Below are 19,690 nucleotides of genomic sequence, written 5' to 3' on the forward strand. Positions count from 1 at the left end.
CCGATTCACATGCGGGACCGAGGGCTCCCCCTCCCTCAGAGCCGGCGCAAGCCCTCGACCTCAGAGGACCAGCTCGCCCTCGGCGTCGGAGGCGACGAGGTCGACGGTGGCCAGGATGCGCCAGTCGTGGAAGCCCTCGGGGTCGCCCACGATCTGCTGGACCTCCCAGGTGTGCTCGGTCTTCTCCACCAGCAGCATCCGGGGGCCGCGGGCGTCGGGGCCGGTGTCGATGGAGTCGTGCTCGGCGTAGTAGGCCTCGAGCATCTCGGTCCACTCCCCCTCGCTCGGCCCCTCCAGCTCGGCCAGCTCCCACGGCCGGCGGCGGGCGGCGAGCTCGAGGCGACGGAACAGCGCGTTGCGCACCAGCACGGTGAAGGCGCGGACGTTGGCCGTGATCCGCTCCGGGGCCGGGGGCAGCACGTCGGGACCGGCCTCGGGCAGCACCCGGTCGGGGTCGTTGAGCTGCTCCCACTCGTCGAGCAGGCTGGAGTCGGTCTGGCGCACCACGGCGCCGAGCCACTCGATGATGTCCTCGAGCTCGTCGGTGCGGACCCGCTCGGGCACGGTCTGGCGCAGCGCCCGGAAGGCGTCGCCCAGGTAGCGCAGCACCAGCCCCTCGGAGCGGGTCAGCCCGTAGAACGCGACGTACTCCCCGAAGGTCATGGCGCGCTCGTACATGTCGCGCACCACCGACTTCGGCGAGAGGGCGTCCTCCCCGGCCCACGGGTGCTGGGCGCGGTAGAGCCCGTAGGTGTGCTCGAGCAGCTCCTGGAGCGGCTTGGGCCAGGTGACCTCCTCGAGCAGCTCCATCCGCTCGTCGTACTCGATCCCGTCGGCCTTCATCTCCCCGATCGCCTCGCCGCGGGCCTTGTGCTCCTGCGCGCCGAGCACCGGCCGCGGGTCGTCGAGGGTGGCCTCGACCACCGACACGACGTCCAGGGCGTACGTCGCGGCCTCGGGGTCCAGGGTGTCGAAGACCTCCAGGGCGTACGCCGACAGCGGCTGGTTGAGCGCGAAGTCCAGCTGGAGGCCCTCGGCCAGCCGCACCCGGCGACCGTCGGCCTCGCGCGGGACGGTCTCGACGACCCCGGCCGCGAGCAGCGAGCGGTGCTGGGCCGCCGCGAGCCGCATCAGCCGCAGGCCCGCGCGGTCGTCCTCGTGGTTCTCCCGCAGCAGCCGGCGGATCGCGGCCGCCGGGTCGCCGGGCCGGGCGATCACGTTGAGGAGCATCGCGTGGGAGACCCGCATCCGCGAGACCAGCGGCTCGGGGTCGGCGGCGACCAGCCGGTGGAAGGCCTCCTCGGTCCAGGTCACCTGCCCCTCGGGCGCCTTCTTGCGCTGCACCCGCTTGAGCTTCTTGGGGTCGTCGCCGGCCTTCTTGACCAGCCGGGCGTTCTCCACGACGTGGTCGGGTGCCTGCACCACGACCGTGCCGGCGGTGTCGAACCCGGCGCGGCCGGCGCGGCCGGCGATCTGGTGGAACTCCCGGGCCTTGAGCAGCCGCTGCCGGCGTCCGTCGTACTTGGACAGGCCGGTGAACACCACCGTGCGGATCGGCACGTTGATGCCGACCCCGAGGGTGTCGGTGCCGCAGATGACTTTGAGCAGGCCGGCCTGGGCCAGCTGCTCGACCAGCCGGCGGTACTTCGGCAGCATCCCGGCGTGGTGCACGCCGATGCCGGCCCGGACCAGCCGCGCCAGGGTCTTGCCGAACCCGGGGCTGAACCGGAACGTCGCGATCCGCTCGGCGATCTCGTCGCGCTCGGCGCGGGTGGCCACGTTGACGCTGGTCAGCGCCTGGGCGCGCTCCAGCGCCGCGGCCTGGGTGAAGTGCACGACGTACACCGGCGACTGGTGGGTCGTGAGCAGGTCCTCGAGCGTCTCGTGCAGCGGCGTCACCGCCCACTCGAAGCTGAGCGGCACCGGCCGCGTGACGCTGGTGACGGTCGCGGTCTCGCGGCCCGTGCGCCGCGTCAGGTCGGCGGCCAGCTCCGTGACGTCGCCCAGGGTCGCGGACATGAGCAGGAACTGCGCGCCGGTGAGCTCCAGGAGCGGGACCTGCCAGGCCCAGCCGCGGTCGGGCTCGGCGTAGAAGTGGAACTCGTCCATCACCACCTGGCCCACGTCGGCGGTCGACCCCTCGCGCAGCGCGATGTTGGCCAGCACCTCGGCCGTGCAGCACACGATCGGGGCCTGGGAGTTCACCGAGGCGTCCCCGGTGAGCATCCCGACGTTGTCGGCGCCGAAGACCTCGATCAGCGCGAAGAACTTCTCCGAGACCAGCGCCTTGATCGGCGCGGTGTAGAACGTGCGCCACCCCTGGGCCATCGCGATCGCGTGGGCCCCGAGGGCCACCAGGCTCTTCCCGGTGCCGGTCGGCGTGGAGAGGATGACGTGGTTGCCGCTGACCAGCTCGATCAGCGCCTCCTCCTGCGCGGGGTAGAGGCTCAGGCCCTGGTCGGCCACCCACCCCTCGAGGGCCTCGAAGGTCGCGTCCGGGTCGGCGCCCGCAGGCAGCCGCTCGAGCAGGGGTCGTCCGGTGTCAGCCATGTCCCGCCCATCGTCCCCGACGACCGGGAGCCGGGGCGAATCCTGCCCGTCTAGGCTCGACCGGTGCGCATCGCGACCTGGAACGTCAACTCCCTGCGGAGCCGGATCGACCGCGTCGAGGCGTTCCTCCAGCGCCACGACGTCGACGTGCTGGCACTCCAGGAGACCAAGGCCCGCGAGGACCAGCTGCCGCTGATGGGCCTGCAGAGCCTGGGGTACGACGTCGCGGCCGTCGGGCACGACCAGTGGAACGGCGTGGCCGTCGTGAGCCGGGTCGGGATCGAGGACGTCGAGGTCGGGTTCGAGGGCGTGCCCGGCTTCGGGGACCCGGAGAAGGTCGAGGCGCGCGCGCTCGGGGCGACCTGCGGCGGGGTGCGGGTGTGGTCGCTGTACGTCCCCAACGGCCGCAAGGTCGACGACCCGCACTACGCCTACAAGCTCGCGTGGCTCGCCCGCCTGCGCGAGGCCGCCCGCTCGATGTCGGGCGACACCGCGCTGGTCGGCGACTGGAACATCGCCCCGCGCGACGAGGACGTCTTCGACATCGCCGCCTTCGCCCGGAGCACCCACGTCACCCCGCGGGAGCGGGCCGCGTTCGAGGCGTTCCTCGACGACGGCTGGACCGACGTCGTGCGGCCGCACACGCCTGGCGCGGACGTCTACACCTACTGGGACTACTACCGCCAGCGCTTCGAGCGCAACCGCGGCATGCGGATCGACTTCGTGCTCGGCAACCCCGGCCTGGCAGAGCGGGTCACCGGCGCCTTCGTCGACCGCGACGAGCGGGCCGGCACCGGGGCCAGCGACCACGCCCCGGTCGTGGTGGACCTGCGCGACTAGGCCCCGGACGCACCGCGACCCGGCCCGGCCCCCGCACGTGGGGGCCGGACCGGGTCGTGGCGAGGAGGCTCAGGCCACGTCGTACCGGTCGGCGTCCATGACCTTGACCCACGCCTTGGCGAAGTCGCGGACGAACTTCTCACCCGCGTCGGAGGCCGCGTAGACCTCGGCGACCGCGCGCAGCTCGGAGTTCGAGCCGAACACCAGGTCGTTGCGGGTGCCGGTCCAGACGACCTCGTCGGTGCCGCGCGTGCGGGCCTCGAAGGAGTCGCGGTCGTCGCCGACCTGGCTCCACTCGACGTCCATCGTCAGCAGGTTGACGAAGAAGTCGTTGGTCAGCTGGCCGGGGCGGTGGGTGAGCACACCGGCGGTCGACCCGCCGGTGTTGGCCCCCAGCACCCGCAGGCCACCCACGAGCACGGTCAGCTCGGGGGCGCTGAGGCCCAGCAGGTTGGCCCGGTCGACCAGCAGGAACTCCGCGGGGAGCTCGTGGCCCTTGCCCAGGAAGTTCCGGAACCCGTCGGCCTTGGGCTCGAGCCAGGAGAACGACTCGGCGTCGGTCTGCTCGGCGCTCGCGTCGGTGCGACCCGGGGTGAAGGTCATGTCGAGCGCGTGCCCGGCGTCGGCGGCCGCCTTCTCGACCGCGGCCGTGCCGGCCAGCACGATCAGGTCGGCCAGGGAGATCTTCTTGCCGCCCGTCGCGGAGGCGTTGAAGTCGGCCTGGATGCCCTCCAGGACGCTCAGCGCCCGGGCCAGCTCGTCGGGCTCGTTGACCTCCCAGCCGTTCTGCGGCTCGAGGCGGAGGCGGGCGCCGTTGGCCCCGCCGCGCTTGTCGCTGCTGCGGAACGTCGAGGCCGAGGCCCAGGCGGTCGCGACCAGGCGCGAGACCGGCAGGCCGGACTCGAGGACCTTTGTCTTGAGCGCGGCGACGTCGGCGTCGTCGACCAGCTCGTGGTCCAGGGCCGGGACGCGGTCCTGCCAGAGCAGCTCCTCCGAGGGCACCTCGGCACCCAGGTAGCGCTGGATCGGGCCCATGTCGCGGTGGGTGAGCTTGAACCAGGCACGGGCGAAGGCGTCGGCGAACTGGTCGGGGTTGGCCAGGAAGCGGCGTCCGATCTCGTCGTACACCGGGTCGACCTTGAGGGCCACGTCGGTGGTCAGCATGGTCGGCGGGCGCGAGAGCGAGCCGTCCTGCGGGTCGGGCACCGTTCCGGCCGCGGCACCGTCCTTGGGCTGCCACTGGTGGGCACCGGCCGGGCTCTTGGTCAGCTCCCAGTCCAGGTTGTAGAGGTTCTCGAGGTACTTCATCGACCACTGGGTCGGCGTGGAGGTCCAGGTGACCTCGATGCCGCTGGTGATGGCGTCGCGACCGGCGCCGCTGCCGTAGGAGTTCCGCCAGCCGAAGCCCTGCTCCTCGAGGGGGGCGCCCTCGGGCTCGGGACCGACGTGCTCGTCGGGGTTGGCCGCGCCGTGGGTCTTGCCGAAGGTGTGACCGCCGGCGATCAGCGCGAAGGTCTCCTCGTCGTTCATCGCCATCCGGCCGAAGGTCTCGCGGATGTCGCGGGCCGAGGCCAGCGGGTCGGGGTTGCCGTCCGGGCCCTCGGGGTTGACGTAGATCAGGCCCATCTGGACCGCCGCCAGGGGGCCCTGGAGCTCACGGTCGCCGCGGTAGCGGTCGTTGCCCAGCCAGGTGGTCTCGGGACCCCAGTAGACGTCCTCGTCGGGCTCCCAGACGTCCGCGCGACCGCCGGCGAAGCCGAAGGTCGGCAGGCCCATGTCCTCGAGCGCGACGTTGCCGGTGAACACGATCAGGTCGGCCCAGGACAGGTTGCGGCCGTACTTCTGCTTGATCGGCCACACCAGCCGGCGGGCCTTGTCGAGGCTGGCGTTGTCGGGCCAGCTGTTGAGGGGGGCGAAGCGCTGCATGCCCGCCCCGGCGCCCCCGCGGCCGTCGGCCACCCGGTAGGTGCCGGCGCTGTGCCAGGCCATCCGGATGAAGAAGGGGCCGTAGTGACCGAAGTCGGCGGGCCACCACTCCTTCGAGTCGGTGAGGACCTTCTTCACGTCGGCGCGGAGCTCGTCGAGGTCGACGGTCTCGAACGCGGCGGCGTAGTCGAAGTCCTCCCCCATCGGGTCGGAAGCGGGGTGGTGCTTGCGCAGGATCTTGACGTTGAGCGACTCGGGCCACCAACGCTCGTTGGACGAGCCCTCGGTGGGGTGACTCATCCGGCCGTGGGCGACCGGGCAGCCGCCCGCGTCGTCGGTCTGCATCTGGGCCTCGCGGGTCTCGTGACCGTTCTCGGACACTGTGGTTCCTCTCGTGGTGGGTGGCTGGAGCTGCTGTCAGGGAGTGGGCGGCGCCGGGGCGGTCGCGCTGGTACGGCGTGACGGCTCGCGGCGGCAGTCGGGGCAGGTGCCCCAGAAGATGACCTCGGCCTCGTCGACCTCGAACCCGTGGTCGTCGCTCGGGACCAGGCAGGGCGCCTCGCCGACGGCGCAGTCCACGTCGTCGATCGCGCCGCAGCCGCGGCACACGACGTGGTGGTGGTTGTCCCCGACCCGGGCCTCGTAGCGGGCGACCGAGCCGTGGGGCTGGATGCGACGCACGAGCCCGGCGGCGACCAGGACCCTCAGGACGTCGTACACGGCCTGGTGGGACACCGCGGGGAGGTCGCGGCGGACGCGGCCGATCACGGTCTCGGTGTCGGCGTGCGGCAGGTCGTGGACGGCGGCCATCACGGCCACGCGCGGCCGGGTGACCCTCAGGGAGGTGCCGCGCAGCACGCTCTGCAGCTCCTGGTCCGTCGGCACGCCCCTCACCCTGCCCGAGCGCCCGTCGCGAATCAAGGCCTCTCTTGAATGATTCAAGAAAAGTTGCCACGGTCGTGCCCACCCCGTCGCCGGATCCTGGGTCCTGTCGGTGGGGCCTGCCAGGCTCGCGCCATGTCCCCCGTGGTGACCGTGCTCGTGCTCCTGCTGACCCTGGTCGTCGGCGTCCTCCTCGGCCTGCTCGCCGCGACGGTCGGCCCGCTGCGCCCCCGCCGCTCCGACGACGTGCTGCACGCCCTGTCGGCCCGCGGGGAGGACCAGGCCGTGCTCCGCGACGGCCTCGACCGCCTGCACGACCGCCTGGGCGACGTCGAGCAGCAGCGGGCCTCCTGGCAGGGGCAGCTGCGCCAGCAGGTCGACGACGTGCGCCGCAGCACCGACCTGCTGCGGCGCGAGACCGGCGCCCTGTCGAGCGCGCTGCGCAAGCCGCAGGTGCGCGGGCAGTGGGGCGAGCTGCACCTGCGCCGCGCGGTGGAGCTGGCGGGCCTGGTGGCCCACTGCGACTTCGACGAGCAGGTCTCCCACGTCCGTGACGGCGCCACCCAGCGCCCGGACCTCGTGGTCCACCTCGCGGGCGGTCGCAGCGTCGTGGTCGACGCCAAGGTCCCGCTCGACGCCCAGCTCGACGCCCTCGCGTGCGACGACCCCGACGAGGCCGCCGGCCACCTGCGACGCCACGCCCGCCAGGTCCGCACCCACGTGGAGGCGCTGGCCGGCAAGTCCTACTGGCGCGGGCTGCCGGGGTCACCGGAGTTCGTGGTCATGTTCGTCCCGGCCGAGTCGTTCCTGTCCACCGCGCTGGAGACCGACCCCGTGCTGATCACGTGGGCCGCGGAGCGCGACGTGGTGCTCGCCTCCCCCACCACACTGATCGCGCTGCTGCGCACCGTGGCCCACGGCTGGCGCACCGAGCAGCTGGCCGAGCGCACCCGCGAGATCCACGAGCTCGGCCTGGAGCTGCACTCCCGGCTGGGTGTGATGGGCGGGCACCTCGACCGCGTGGGCCGCTCCCTGAAGGGGGCCGTCGAGGCCTACAACGGCGCCGTCGGCTCGCTGGAGAGCCGCGTCCTGGTCACCGCCCGCCAGTTCGAGGACGTCGGCGTGGCCCGGCAGCCGCTGGCCGCGGTGCGTCCGGTCGAGGTCGCCCCCCGGCCGCTGACGGCCGCCGAGCTGCTCGAGGCCGTGGCTCCCCGGGAGGCCGACCGACCCGGCCTCGACGAACCCGCAGGTCAGCCCACCGGCGAGTCGCGTCGTCCGGCGGGGTGAGCAGTCCTACGGTGACGCTCGTGAGCGCACCCACCCTGTGGGAAGAGGGCCAGATGGCCGGCACCCGCGTCGTCGGGTTGTCGGTGGTGCTCGGCCTGGTCGCCCTCGGACCCGACCTGCTGCTCGGGGGCCGTCTGGGCCTGGTCTTCGACGCCGGGCTGGTGCTGGTCTGCGTCGCGGCCGCGCTGGCGGTGCGCCCGCGCGACTCCCTCACCGTGGCCCTGCTCCCCCCGGCGCTGCTCCTGGGCCTGGTCGTGCTGCTCGCGATCCTCGACCCGGGCCAGGTCGCCCGCGCGGACGACGGCGTGGTCCAGGCCGTGGTCTCGGGGCTGGCGCACCACGCCACGGCCCTGCTGCTGGCCTACCTGCTCACCGTGGGCGTCCTGGTGATCCGGCACCGGGTGCGGGTCGCCCGTCGGGCTCACTCGAACCTGGAGGGGTCCCCCGCGCCCACGCGCGTCACCTCGGGCACGCCGTCGGAGAAGTCGACCACCGTGGTGGGCTCGGCCCCGCACTCACCGGAGTCCACGACCGCGTCGACGGAGTGATCGAGCTCCTCCTTGATCGCCCAGCCGTCGGTCATCGGCTCGTCGTGGTCGGGCAGCAGCAGGGTGCTCGACAGCAGCGGCTCGCCGAGCTGCTCGAGCAGCGCCCGCACGACCGGGTGGTCGGGGATCCGCACGCCGACCGTCTTCTTCTTCGGGTGCATCAGCCGCCGGGGCACCTCGGAGGTGGCCGGGAGGATGAAGGTGTAGGCCCCCGGGGTCGCCGCCTTGATCGACCGGAAGGCCGCGTTGTTGAGCTGCACCAGCTGACCGAGCTGGGCGAAGTCGCGGCACACCAGAGTGAAGTGGTGCTTGTCGTCGAGACGACGCAGGCGCTTGATGCGGTCCAGCCCGTCCCGGTTGCCCAGCTGGATGCCCAGGGCGTAGCAGGAGTCGGTCGGGTAGGCGATCAGCCCGCCGGAGCGCAGCAGCTCCACCATCTGCGCGATGGCCCGGGGCTGGGGGTCCACCGGGTGGACGTCGACGTAGCGGGCCACGTCACCGCTGCTCGGCGGCCAGCGCAGCCGCACGGATGTCGCGGCGCAGCTCCGGGGGCAGCGCGAAGATCAACGACTCCTCGGCCGTGTGCACGGCCTCGGCGTCGGGGAAGCCGCGGGCGGCCAGGTAGTCCAGCACCCCGGTGACCAGCTCGTCGGGCACCGAGGCCCCCGAGGTCACGCTGACCGACCGGACGCCCTCGAGCCAGGCCTCGTCGATCTCGCCGGCGTCGTCGATCCGGTGGGCGGCCAGGGCACCCGCCTCGAGCGCGACCTCGGCCAGGCGCACGGAGTTGGAGGAGTTGGCCGAGCCGACCACGATCACGAGGTCGGCGCCCGGGCTGATCTCCTTGACGGCGAGCTGGCGGTTCTGGGTGGCGTAGCAGATGTCGTCGCTGGGCGGGTCGAGCAGCAGTGGGAACCGCTCGCGGATCGCGTCCACGGTGTCCATGGTCTCGTCGACCGACAGCGTGGTCTGGGACAGCCAGGCCACCTTGGCGGGGTCGCGCACCACGATGCCGGGCACGTCGGCCGGGCTCTGCACGAGCTGGATGTGGGCCGGCGCCTCGCCTGCGGTGCCCTCGACCTCCTCGTGACCCTCGTGGCCGATCAGGAGGATGTCGTAGTCGTCGGTCGCGAAGCGGCGGGCCTCGTGGTGCACCTTGGTCACCAGCGGGCAGGTCGCGTCGATGGTCTTGAGGTTCCGCTCGGCGGCGTCGGCGTGCACCATCGGCGACACGCCATGGGCCGAGAAGACGACCGTGGCGCCCTCGGGCACCTCGTCCAGCTCCTCGACGAAGATCGCCCCGCGCGACTCCAGCCCGGCGACCACGTGCTTGTTGTGCACGATCTGCTTGCGCACGTAGACCGGCGAGCCGTAGAGGTCCAGGGCCTTCTCGACCGTGATGACCGCGCGGTCCACGCCGGCGCAGTAGCCCCGGGGGGCGGCCAGGCGGACGGCGCGCTCGGCGTCGTCGGGCGAGAGGACGCTCGGCGTACCCAGATCAACCATGCCCCCATCGTAGGCGGGGACCTCCACCCCAGGCTCTAGGGTGCGGCCATGGCCCTGGACACCTCGCCCGAGCACCCGGCGCCGGTCCGCCAGATCTCGCAGGCGATCGGCCAGTGGGTGGACCGTCTGGGCGCGGTGTGGGTCGAGGGTCAGATCACCCAGGTCTCCCGTCGCGGCGGGACCGCGACGGTGTTCATGACCCTGCGCGACAAGCTCGCCGACGTCTCGGTCCCCGTCACCTGCCCCCGCGGCGTCCTCGACGCGCTGCCCACCCCCCTGGTCGAGGGGGCCCAGGTCGTGGTGCACGCCCGGCCGTCGTTCTACGCCACCCGGGGGTCGCTCTCGCTGGCCGTGCGCGAGATCCGGCTGGTGGGCGAGGGCGAGCTGCTGGCCCGCCTGGAGCGACGGCGGCAGCTGCTGGCCGCCGAGGGGCTCTTCGCCGTGGCGCTCAAGCGCCCGCTGCCCTTCCTGCCACGCACCGTCGGCCTGGTCACCGGCCAGGGGTCGGCGGCCGAGCGCGACGTGCTGGAGAACGGGCGGCGGCGGTGGCCCGGGGTCAGGTTCGCGGTCCGGCACGCGTCGGTGCAGGGGATCCACGCGGCCCGCGAGGTGATCGAGGCCGTCCGGGCGCTCGACCTCGACCCCGAGGTCGACGTCATCGTGGTCGCCCGTGGTGGCGGCTCGGTCGAGGACCTGCTGCCCTTCTCCGACGAGGCCGTCGTGCGCGCCGTCGCCGCGGCCCGGACGCCGGTGGTCTCTGCCATCGGTCACGAGCAGGACTCCCCGCTGCTCGACCTGGTCGCCGACGTGCGCGCCTCCACGCCGACCGACGCCGCCAAGCGGGTGGTGCCCGACGTGGCCGAGGAGGCCCAGCGGCTGCTCCAGGTCCGCGAGCGCGGCCGCCGCGCCGTGCTGGGCCTGGTCGAGCGCGAGCGTCGCCAGCTCCAGGCCCTGGTCAGCAGGCCCGTCCTGGCCGACCCCCGCGGCGGTCTGGCCGACCGGTTGGCCGAGGTCGACCAGCTGCGCCAGCGCGCCCGGCGCACCTTCGTGCACCGGCTGGACCGCGGCGAGGACGACCTGGTCCACCAGCTGGCCCGCATCCGGGCGCTGTCCCCGCTGGCCACCCTGCGCCGGGGCTACGCCGTGCTCTCCGACGCCGACGGCCGGGCCCTGTCCACGGTCGCGGGCCTGGCGGCCGGCGACGCGATCCACATCCGGGTCGGCGACGGCCGCATCGGCGCGACCACGACCAGCGTCGACCGGATCGACCTGCTCCACGACCCGCACGACGAGCCAGACGACGAACGGACGGACCACGATGACTGACGCACCCGCCACCCCGGCCGGGTCCGAGCCCGACCTGAGCTACGAGGACGCCCGCGACCGGCTCGTCGAGGTCGTGCGCACCCTGGAGCAGGGCGGCACCAGCCTGGCCGAGTCGCTGGCCCTGTGGGAGCAGGGCGAGGAGCTCGCCAAGGTCTGCCAGCGCGCGCTCGAGGGAGCGCGGGAGCGTCTGGACCGCGCCCTGGGCCCCGAGGGTGACCAGGGTGACCAGGGCTCGCAGGGCTAGCGGGGCTAGCGGGCGTTGACCTTGGTCTGCGACACCAGGTCGCGGATCTGGGCGTCGGGGGCCGAGCCCGCGACCAGCACCGACTCCTGCACCCGACCCGGCCCCGGACCGGTGAGCGTGCGGGCGAGGCCGTAGTCACCCCCGGAGTCGGTCCACACCTGCCAGGTCTCCCCGGCCAGCTGCAGGTCCTTGCCGCGCGTCGCGTTCGGGTCGACGTACTGCTTGACCAGGTCGGAGATCGAGGCCCGGGACTCGTCGATGCCGACGAACTTCTGCTTCGTGGTGAGGATGCCGACGTGCCAGGACGGGTTCGTGCCGGTGGTGTACGTCGCGGACGTCGCCTTCCACCCGATCGGCAGCCGCGGCGGGGCCAGCATCGCCAGCTTGTCGTCGGCCACGCCGGCCTTGAGCATCACCCGGTAGTCGACCGCCTGCACGGGCGTCGCGGCGTTGTCGCGGAACAGCCCGCGGAACCCCACGAACGCGACCACGACCAGCACCGTCACCAGCATGGCCGCGAGCAGACCGCTGTTGCTGCGGGTGTAGCGACCCCCCTGGGGAGCCCGGGAGGGCTGGGGGGCGCGCGGGGGCTGGGACTGGCTCATGGACACCATCCTGCCAAGCACCTGGACGGCTAGAGTCGGCGCCATGTCCGAGAGCCACGTCCCTGACTCCCTGTCCGTCGCCCCCAGCTCCCCCGACCGCAACCTCGCCCTGGAGCTGGTGCGGGTCACCGAGGCCGCGGCCATGGCCGCCGGCCGGTGGGTCGGACGAGGCGACAAGAACGGCGCCGACGGCAAGGCCGTGAACGCCATGCGCACCCTGATCTCCACCGTCGGCATGCGCGGCACCGTGGTGATCGGCGAGGGCGAGAAGGACAACGCGCCGATGCTCTACAACGGCGAGGAGGTCGGCGACGGCGACGGCCCCGAGTGCGACGTCGCGGTGGACCCGATCGACGGCACCACGCTGGCCGCCAAGGGCATGGCCAACGCGATCGCGGTGATGGCGGTGGCCCCGCGCGGCACGATGTACGACCCCTCGGCCGTGTTCTACATGGAGAAGCTGGTCACCGGCCCGGAGGCGGCCGACGTCGTCGACATCCGCTACCCCGTCGCCGAGAACGTCCACCAGGTCGCCAAGGCCAAGGGCACGCGCCCCGGCGACGTCACGGTCGTGCTGCTGGACCGGCCCCGCCACGAGCAGCTGGCCGAGGACATCCGCGCCACCGGCGCCCGGATCAAGTTCATCAGCGACGGCGACGTGGCCGGGGCCATCATGGCCGCCCGGGCCGGCACCGGCATCGACCTGCTGCTCGGGGTCGGCGGCACTCCGGAGGGGATCATCGCCGCCTGCGCGATGAAGTGCCTCGACGGCGTCATCCAGGCCCGGCTGTGGCCGACCGACGACGCCGAGCGCCAGCGCGCGATCGACGCCGGTCACGACCTCGACCGCGTGCTGAGCACCGACGACCTGGTCGCGGGCGACGACTGCTTCTTCGTGGCGACCGGCATCACCGACGGCGAGCTCATGCAGGGCGTGCGCTACAAGGCCGGCGGCGCCTCGACGCACTCGCTGGTGATGCGCTCGCGCAGCGGCACGATCCGCTCGATCCACTCCGAGCACAAGCTGTCGAAGCTGCGCGCGTACGCCGACGTCGACTTCGAGAGCTGAGCCGCGCGTGTACGTCGTGGTCGGCGAGTCCCTGATCGACGTGGTGCTGGACGCGGACGGCGACACCACCGAGACCCCGGGCGGCTCGCCGCTCAACGTCGCGGTCGGCCTGGCCCGGCTCGAGGTGCCCGCCACCCTGGTGACCCAGGTCGGGCACGACGAGCGCGCCGAGGTGCTCGTGCGTCACGTCGAGTCCAGCGGCGCCGTCGTGCTCACCGCCCCCACCACCAGCGGCCGCTCGTCCGTCGCCCGGGCCACGCTCGACGCGGGCGGCGCCGCGTCGTACGACTTCGACCTGGAGTGGTCGCTGCCGCGCCAGGAGCTCCCGGCCTGCCAGGGGCTCCACGTCGGGTCCCTGGGCACGATCCTCGAGCCCGGTCGCGAGAGCGTGTCCGACCTGGTCGACCAGGCCGTCGACCGCGACCTGTTCGTCAGCTTCGACGCCAACCTGCGCGAGACCTTCGTCGACGACCGCGACGCCACGTGGGCGCTCGTGCGCGACCTGGGCGCGCGCTGCACCCTGGTCAAGCTCAGCGACGAGGACGCGCTGCTGCTGCGCCCGGACAGCGACCCCGACGACGTCGCCCGCGAGCTGCTGGGCGGCGGACGCACCGAGCTGGTGCTGCTCACCCGCGGGCCCGACGGCGCCACGGCCTTCGCCGGGGACCGCGCCGTGCACGGCACCACCCGGCCGGTGGCCGTCGTGGACACCGTCGGGGCGGGCGACGCCTTCATGGCCGCGACCCTGGCCCAGCTGCACGACCTGGGCGCGCTGGAGCCGGTCGGCCCCGGGGTGCCCACGGAGGAGGCCGAGCTGGCCCGCCTGCTGTCCGGTTCGATCGAGTACGCCGCCCTGACCTGCGAGCGGCGCGGGGCTAACCCACCTCGGCGAGCGGAGCTGGCGCCAAGCTGGCCCGCCTGAGCTGCTGCTCGCGCAGGGCGCTGAGGACGTGGTCGAGCACGACCGGGTCGACCGCCATGCCGCAGTGGCTGGTGCGCACCTCGACGTGGCGGGCCGAGGGGTCCAGGCACGCCTTCCAGTCCACGACGCCGTCGCGCTTGCTGTAGACGGCCGTGAAGGCCACGTCGGGGTGGAGCGGCTCGTGCATCTCGTCGTAGCTGAGCCGGGCGCACTCACCGCCGAAGCAGTCCGAGCTCATGATCGAGCGCAGCCCGGCGCGGTTGAGGTGGCTGAGCAGCTGGGCGTCCCACGCCAGCAGCGCGTGGACGGCGCCCGGCGCCATCACCGGGCTGCCGAGGCTGACGACGCCCTCGACCAGGTCGGGCCGGCGCGCGGCCAGGCCGCGGGCGAGCATGCCGCCCAGGCTGTGGCCCACGATGCTCACCTTGCGGCCGCGGCGCTCGGCGATGGCCTCGATGCGGGCCTCCAGCCGGTCCGAGGACTCCCGCGTGCAGCGGAAGTTGACGTGGATCTGCGAGCGGTAGGTGCGGAACCCCTGGTGGCGCAGGAAGGTCGACATCGCCCGCAGGGTCGCGTCGCCGGCCATGAACCCCGGCACGAGGAGCACCGGGTCGTGGGGCGGCACGCGGTGGCTGCCGGCGTACGGCAGGACCGCGCGGGCGCGTCGGTCGACGCGGTTGCGGCGCACGAGGCGCGTCGCCTCCACGAGGGTGCTGGTCTCCCGAGCCAACGCGCGCACTCCCGTGGGGCCGCCGAAGCCGTCCGGCATCAGGAACGTTCCGAGGGGTGAGGTCACCTTTCGGACGGTAGCGTGAAACAAGTGTTGACGGTCAACTAATCTTCGACAATCTTGACATTTCCGGATTTGAGGTAACTCCATGACGATCCCCGTCTCCGACGAGCTGTTCGCCCCGGTCTCCCCCGGGGTGGAGCTGTGCTACCAGACCTTCGGGTCCCCCGACGGGGATCCGTTGGTCCTGGTGATGGGTCTGGGTGGGCCGATGACCTGGTGGGACCCCGACTGGTGCCGGATGCTGGCCGAGGCCGGCTTCCACGTGGTCCGCTTCGACAACCGCGACACCGGGCGCTCGAGCCGGATGAAGGGCCGCACGACCCGTCGCGGCCTCGTCCAGGCCTTCCTCGGGCGCGGCACCCGGCCGCCGTACACCCTCGAGGACATGGCCGACGACGCGTTCGGGCTGATGGACCACCTCGGCTGGGAGACCGCGCACGTCTGCGGGGTCTCCATGGGCGGGATGATCGTGCAGACGATGGCCCTGCGGCAGCCCGCGCGGGTGCGCTCGATGGTCTCGATCATGTCCACCGTGGGCCGTCGCACCGTCGGGTGGCAGCACCCGTCGCTGCTCCCCCAGCTGATCGGCACCCGCGGCGCCGGCCGGGAGGCGTACGTCGCGTCGTCGGCGCAGATGTGGAAGCTGATCGGCTCCCCCGGCTACCCGCAGACCGACGAGCAGGTGCGCGCCCGGGCCGAGGAGACCTTCGACCGCGGCGTCTCGGCCAGCGGTGTGATGCGCCAGATGCTGGCCATCCTCAACCAGCCCGACCGCTCCCGGGCCCTGGCCTCGCTCCGGATCCCGGCCGCGGTCATCCACGGTGCCGCGGACAAGATGGTGCACATCTCCGGTGGCCGCGCCACCGCCCGTGCCATCCCCGGCGCCGAGCTCGTCGTCCTCGACGGGATGGGGCACGACACGCCGGCCGAGCTGTTCGGCACCTTCACCGAGGTGCTGCGTCGCACCGCCGATCGGGCCCGGTTAACCTCTCCGGCGTGAGCGACGCGCCCGACTTCGAGTACTCCGACCTCCTGCCCACGGGGCCCGACGAGACGCCGTACCGGCTGATCACCACCGAGGGGGTCTCGACCCTCGAGGTCGACGGCCGCACCTTCCTCGAGGTGGAGCCCGAGGCGCTGCGCCGGCTGACCGCGGAGGCCATGCACGACATCGCGCACTACCTGCGGCCCGCCCACCTCGCGCAGCTGCGCCGGATCATCGACGACCCCGAGGCGTCGGGCAACGACCGCTTCGTGGCCACCGACCTGCTCAAGAACGTCAACATCTCCGCCGGCGGCGTGCTCCCGATGTGCCAGGACACCGGCACCGCCATCGTGATGGGCAAGAAGTCCGAGGGCGTGCTGACCGGCATCGAGGACGGCGAGGCCATCAGCCGCGGCGTGCTCGACGCCTACACCACGCTCAACCTGCGCTACTCCCAGCTCGCGCCGCTGACCACCTGGGAGGAGAAGAACACCGGCACCAACCTGCCCGCGCAGATCGAGATCTACTCCACCCCGCAGACCAGCGGGAAGCCGGAGTACAAGTTCCTGTTCATGGCCAAGGGCGGCGGCTCGGCCAACAAGTCCTTCCTGTTCCAGGAGACCAAGGCCGTCCTGAACCCCACGCGGATGCGGGAGTTCCTCGACGAGAAGATCCGCTCGCTCGGGACGGCCGCGTGCCCGCCGTACCACCTGGCCATCGTGATCGGCGGCACCAGCGCGGAGTTCGCGCTCAAGACCGCGAAGTACGCCTCCGCGCACTACCTCGACAACCTGCCCACCTCCGGGTCGATGGCCGCCCACGGCTTCCGCGACCTCGAGCTGGAGGAGGAGGTCTTCGAGCTGACCCAGTCCTTCGGGATCGGCGCGCAGTTCGGCGGCAAGTACTTCTGCCACGACGTGCGCGTGGTCCGGCTGCCCCGGCACGGCGCCTCCTGCCCGGTCGCGATCGCGGTCTCGTGCTCGGCCGACCGCCAGGCGCTGGGCAAGATCACCGCCGAGGGCGTCTTCCTGGAGCAGCTCGAGACGGACCCCGCGTCGTACCTCCCCGAGACCGAGCTGGAGGAGGGCGACGTCGTCGCGATCGACCTCAACCGGCCGATGGACGACATCCTCGCCGAGCTGACGAAGCACCCGGTCAAGACCCGGCTCTCCCTCACCGGCCCGCTCGTGGTCGCCCGCGACATCGCCCACGCCAAGATCAAGGAGCGCCTGGACGCCGGCGAGGAGATGCCCGACTACCTCCGCGACCACGCCGTCTACTACGCCGGCCCGGCCAAGACTCCCGAGGGCTACGCCTCGGGCTCCTTCGGCCCCACGACCGCCGGGCGGATGGACTCCTACGTCGAGCAGTTCCAGGCCGCGGGCGGCTCCAAGGTGATGCTGGCCAAGGGCAACCGCTCCCAGGTCGTCACCCGGGCCTGCGAGGCCCACGGCGGGTTCTACCTCGGCTCGATCGGCGGCCCGGCCGCCCGCCTGGCCCAGGACTGCATCAAGTCCGTCGACGTGCTGGAGTACGCCGAGCTGGGCATGGAGGCGGTCTGGAAGATCGAGGTCGAGGACTTCCCGGCCTTCATCGTGGTCGACGACAAGGGCAACGACTTCTTCACCGACCCCGGTGGCACCGTGACCGTCCCGATCACGGGCCTCCGGGTGCGCTCGGCGGAGTAGCGCTCCTCGTCGTCTCGGCGTTCCTGGTCGTCCCTAGTTGTCGAGGTCGCGGCCCACGTGGGGGTCGCGGTGCTCCTCGGGCTTCACGTAGTCGTCGTTGTCGTGACGGTCGCTCTCGCCCGTGCGGGCGTTGGGGCCCTGACGGCCTTCCTGCACGCCGTCCTCCGGGGCGCCCGCGACCGACTGGTCGGGCTGGATCTCCTCGCCCGCGCCCTGCAGGCCGGCTCCGGCGGCTTCTGAGGTCTGACCCTCGTCGTCGCCCGGCTTCTTCTCCACGCTCTCGAACCTCCGTGATCAGTGGTCGGGCGGCGGACACCGCCCCCGCTGAACCTACCCAGGCGACCCAGCCGGGACCCCGGGCGACCGGGTCCTACAGTGCGACGCAGGTCCGACCAGGGCCGACCGGGGCCGACCAGGAGGGCACCATGACCGAGTACGCCGAGGTGGCGCGCGCCGAGTCCGAGCGCGGGGAGCTCGTGCTGCGCCGCCGCAGCAGCCCGCAGGCGGCCGACGTGCTCGAGCTCCGGGTCAACGGGGTCTTCGTGATGGACACCCAGGAGACCTCCTCGGAGGAGGACATGGCCGTCCTGGCCCTCGACCTCGTCGAGCACCCGCGTCGGGTCGTGGTGGGCGGCCTCGGGCTCGGCTTCACCACCCGGCGGGTGCTGGCCGACCCGCGCGTCGAGGAGGTCGTGGTCGTCGAGATCGAGGAGGCGCTGGTCGGCTGGGTGCGCGACGGCACCGTCCCCCACGGCCCCGCGCTGCTGGCCGACCGGCGACTGCGCGTGGTGACCGCCGACGTGGCCACCGCGATCACCGAGGCGCAGGACACGGGGTCGGCGTACGACCTGGTGCTGCTCGACGTCGACAACGGCCCGGGCTACCTGGTCCACGACGTCAACGCCCGGGTCTACCAGCACGACCTGCTCACCGCGACCCGGGCGCTGCTCGCCCCCGGGGGCGCGCTCGTGGTGTGGTCGGCGTCCCGCTCGCCGCAGCTGCTCGCGACGCTGGCCTCGGTCTTCGGGTCGGCCGAGGAGCTGGTGCGCCCGGTGGGGCTGCAGGGCCGTGACGAGGAGTACCTGCTCTACCTCGCCCGGGCGTGACTAACCTGACGGGCATGGCGCAGGAGACGACCCCGACCCGGACCGAGCACGACAGCATGGGTGACGTCGAGGTCCCCCGCGACGCCCTGTGGCGGGCCCAGACCCAGCGCGCGGTCGAGAACTTCCCGATCAGCGGCAGCACCCTGGAGCCCGCCCACCTGGTCGCGATGGCGCGCGTGAAGCGGTCCGCCGCCCGGGTCAACGCCGACCTCGGCATCCTCACCCAGGAGCAGGCGCGCGCGATCGCCGAGGCGGCCGAGGCGGTCATCGGCGGCGAGCACCACGACGCCTTCCCCGTCGACGTCTTCCAGACCGGCTCGGGCACCAGCTCGAACATGAACATGAACGAGGTGCTGGCCTCGATCGCGGACCGCGCGGGCACCTCGGTGCACCCCAACGACCACGTCAACGCCAGCCAGTCGAGCAACGACACCTTCCCCACGAGCATCCACGTGGCCGCCGTCGAGGCGACCACCGGCCACCTGGTGCCGGCGCTGGACCACCTCGCGCAGGCCCTGGAGGCCAAGGCCGAGGAGTTCGCCGACGTCGTGAAGTCCGGCCGCACCCACCTGATGGACGCGACCCCGGTGATGCTCGGCCAGGAGTTCGGCGGCTACGCGGCCATCGTGCGGATGGGCATCGAGCGGCTCGAGGCCACCCTGCCCCGGGTCGCCGAGCTGCCCCTGGGTGGCACTGCGGTCGGCACCGGCATCAACACCCCCGACGGGTTCGCAGAGCAGGTCATCGCCGACCTCGCCGAGGCCACCGGGCTGCCCTTCCGCGAGGCGCGCAACCACTTCGAGGCCCAGGGCGGCCAGGACGCGCTGGTCGAGCTCTCGGGCCAGCTGCGCACGATCGCGGTGGGCCTGACCAAGATCTGCAACGACCTGCGCTGGATGTCCTCGGGACCCACGACGGGCCTCGCCGAGATCCACCTCCCCGACCTCCAGCCCGGGTCGAGCATCATGCCGGGCAAGGTCAACCCCGTGCTGCCGGAGGCGACCCTGATGGTGTGCGCCCAGGTGATCGGCAACGACGCCACCGTGGCCGTCGCCGGGGCGAGCGGCAGCTTCGAGCTGAACGTGATGATGCCGGTGATGGCCCGCAACCTGCTGGAGTCGATCCGGCTGCTGGCCTCGGTGACGCCGCTGCTCGCCGACCGCTGCATCAGCGGGATCACCGCGGAGCAGGAGCGCCTGCTGGCGTACGCCGAGTCCTCCCCCTCGGTCGTCACGCCGCTGAACAAGCACCTCGGCTACGAGGAGGCCGCGAAGGTCGCCAAGGGGGCGCTGAAGGAGGGCCGCACCATCCGCGAGCAGGTCCTCGCGATGGGGTACGTCGAGCGCGGCGTCCTCACCGAGGAGGAGCTGGACGCCGCGCTCGACGTCCGGAGCATGACCGGCCGCTGAGCCG

At 72.8% G+C, this 19,690-nt stretch carries 18 protein-coding genes and 1 pseudogene; 11 read left to right on the forward strand and 8 right to left on the reverse strand.

Going from position 1 to position 19,690, the window contains the following annotated elements; genetic code table 11:
- Nucleotides 1-60 precede the first annotated feature (60 nt).
- Nucleotides 61-2,550, reverse strand: coding sequence for a DEAD/DEAH box helicase (locus tag ACYVDA_RS08615; RefSeq protein ID WP_460817240.1), 2,490 nt, complete (start codon nt 2,548-2,550; stop codon nt 61-63).
- A 63-nt stretch (nt 2,551-2,613) separates the two neighbouring features.
- Between ACYVDA_RS08615 and ACYVDA_RS08620 the strand changes: the two genes are divergently transcribed.
- Nucleotides 2,614-3,390, forward strand: coding sequence for an exodeoxyribonuclease III (locus ACYVDA_RS08620; protein ID WP_460817242.1), 777 nt, complete (start codon nt 2,614-2,616; stop codon nt 3,388-3,390).
- 69 nt (nt 3,391-3,459) lie between these two features.
- Here ACYVDA_RS08620 and katG read toward each other — a convergent pair whose 3' ends face one another.
- Entirely contained in the window at nt 3,460-5,661 is a 2,202-nt protein-coding gene (katG, locus tag ACYVDA_RS08625) for a catalase/peroxidase HPI (RefSeq protein WP_460818144.1), read from the reverse strand.
- A gap of 72 nt (nt 5,662-5,733) precedes the next feature.
- The gene (locus ACYVDA_RS08630; protein WP_460817244.1) at nt 5,734-6,201 is read right to left on the reverse strand and encodes a Fur family transcriptional regulator; all 468 of its coding nucleotides are present in this window, start codon (nt 6,199-6,201) and stop codon (nt 5,734-5,736) included.
- Between the two features lie 132 nt (nt 6,202-6,333).
- Between ACYVDA_RS08630 and ACYVDA_RS08635 the strand changes: the two genes are divergently transcribed.
- Nucleotides 6,334-7,485: a DNA recombination protein RmuC gene (locus ACYVDA_RS08635; protein ID WP_460817246.1), complete on the forward strand. Its 1,152-nt coding sequence runs from the start codon at nt 6,334-6,336 to the stop codon at nt 7,483-7,485.
- A gap of 53 nt (nt 7,486-7,538) precedes the next feature.
- Nucleotides 7,539-7,871 (forward strand): annotated as a pseudogene (locus ACYVDA_RS08640) (DUF6542 domain-containing protein); the annotation flags it as partial.
- Between the two features lie 35 nt (nt 7,872-7,906).
- Here ACYVDA_RS08640 and ACYVDA_RS08645 read toward each other — a convergent pair.
- A complete protein-coding gene (locus ACYVDA_RS08645; RefSeq protein WP_460817249.1) occupies nt 7,907-8,527 on the reverse strand; it encodes an L-threonylcarbamoyladenylate synthase in 621 nt (206 codons plus the stop codon).
- A 1-nt stretch (nt 8,528) separates the two neighbouring features.
- The gene (locus tag ACYVDA_RS08650) at nt 8,529-9,539 is read right to left on the reverse strand and encodes a 4-hydroxy-3-methylbut-2-enyl diphosphate reductase (protein WP_460817250.1); all 1,011 of its coding nucleotides are present in this window, start codon (nt 9,537-9,539) and stop codon (nt 8,529-8,531) included.
- Between the two features lie 48 nt (nt 9,540-9,587).
- Here ACYVDA_RS08650 and xseA point away from each other — a divergent pair, with 48 nt between their 5' ends.
- On the forward strand, nt 9,588-10,865 hold the full coding sequence (gene xseA, locus ACYVDA_RS08655) for an exodeoxyribonuclease VII large subunit (protein WP_460817252.1): 1,278 nt from the start codon (nt 9,588-9,590) through the stop codon (nt 10,863-10,865).
- A complete protein-coding gene (locus ACYVDA_RS08660; RefSeq protein WP_460817253.1) occupies nt 10,858-11,109 on the forward strand; it encodes an exodeoxyribonuclease VII small subunit in 252 nt (83 codons plus the stop codon). The genes xseA and ACYVDA_RS08660 overlap by 8 nt, the downstream gene beginning before the upstream one ends.
- Before the next feature lie 5 nt (nt 11,110-11,114).
- Here ACYVDA_RS08660 and ACYVDA_RS08665 read toward each other — a convergent pair whose 3' ends face one another.
- On the reverse strand, nt 11,115-11,714 hold the full coding sequence (locus tag ACYVDA_RS08665; RefSeq protein ID WP_460817256.1) for a DUF4245 family protein: 600 nt from the start codon (nt 11,712-11,714) through the stop codon (nt 11,115-11,117).
- A 43-nt stretch (nt 11,715-11,757) separates the two neighbouring features.
- Between ACYVDA_RS08665 and glpX the strand changes: the two genes are divergently transcribed.
- Both glpX and ACYVDA_RS08675 read left to right on the forward strand, forming a co-directional pair.
- Nucleotides 11,758-12,783: a class II fructose-bisphosphatase gene (glpX, locus tag ACYVDA_RS08670; protein ID WP_460817258.1), complete on the forward strand. Its 1,026-nt coding sequence runs from the start codon at nt 11,758-11,760 to the stop codon at nt 12,781-12,783.
- A 7-nt stretch (nt 12,784-12,790) separates the two neighbouring features.
- Nucleotides 12,791-13,705, forward strand: coding sequence for a carbohydrate kinase family protein (locus ACYVDA_RS08675; protein WP_460817260.1), 915 nt, complete (start codon nt 12,791-12,793; stop codon nt 13,703-13,705).
- Here the strand turns inward: ACYVDA_RS08675 and ACYVDA_RS08680 are convergent.
- Nucleotides 13,659-14,501 (reverse strand): alpha/beta fold hydrolase, encoded by an 843-nt coding sequence (locus ACYVDA_RS08680; protein ID WP_460817263.1) that lies wholly within the window; start codon nt 14,499-14,501, stop codon nt 13,659-13,661. The genes ACYVDA_RS08675 and ACYVDA_RS08680 overlap by 47 nt on opposite strands.
- Before the next feature lie 82 nt (nt 14,502-14,583).
- On the opposite strand from ACYVDA_RS08680, the gene ACYVDA_RS08685 reads away from it, so the two are divergent.
- Nucleotides 14,584-15,498 carry an alpha/beta fold hydrolase gene (locus ACYVDA_RS08685; RefSeq protein ID WP_460817265.1) on the forward strand — a complete coding sequence of 305 codons (915 nt, stop codon included), beginning with the start codon at nt 14,584-14,586 and terminating at the stop codon, nt 15,496-15,498.
- Entirely contained in the window at nt 15,495-17,171 is a 1,677-nt protein-coding gene (locus ACYVDA_RS08690; RefSeq protein WP_460817268.1) for a fumarate hydratase, read from the forward strand. Before ACYVDA_RS08685 ends, ACYVDA_RS08690 begins: the two co-directional genes overlap by 4 nt.
- 33 nt (nt 17,172-17,204) lie before the next feature.
- Here the strand turns inward: ACYVDA_RS08690 and ACYVDA_RS08695 are convergent, their stop codons facing one another.
- Nucleotides 17,205-17,447: a hypothetical protein gene (locus tag ACYVDA_RS08695; protein WP_460817271.1), complete on the reverse strand. Its 243-nt coding sequence runs from the start codon at nt 17,445-17,447 to the stop codon at nt 17,205-17,207.
- 149 nt (nt 17,448-17,596) lie between these two features.
- Between ACYVDA_RS08695 and ACYVDA_RS08700 the strand changes: the two genes are divergently transcribed.
- Together ACYVDA_RS08700 and ACYVDA_RS08705 are read left to right on the forward strand one after the other, a co-directional pair.
- On the forward strand, nt 17,597-18,277 hold the full coding sequence (locus ACYVDA_RS08700) for a spermine/spermidine synthase domain-containing protein (RefSeq protein ID WP_460817273.1): 681 nt from the start codon (nt 17,597-17,599) through the stop codon (nt 18,275-18,277).
- Between the two features lie 14 nt (nt 18,278-18,291).
- Entirely contained in the window at nt 18,292-19,686 is a 1,395-nt protein-coding gene (locus tag ACYVDA_RS08705; RefSeq protein ID WP_460817275.1) for a class II fumarate hydratase, read from the forward strand.
- Nucleotides 19,687-19,690: the final 4 nt, after the last annotated feature.

It is taken from the genome of Nocardioides korecus, from assembly GCF_054778395.1.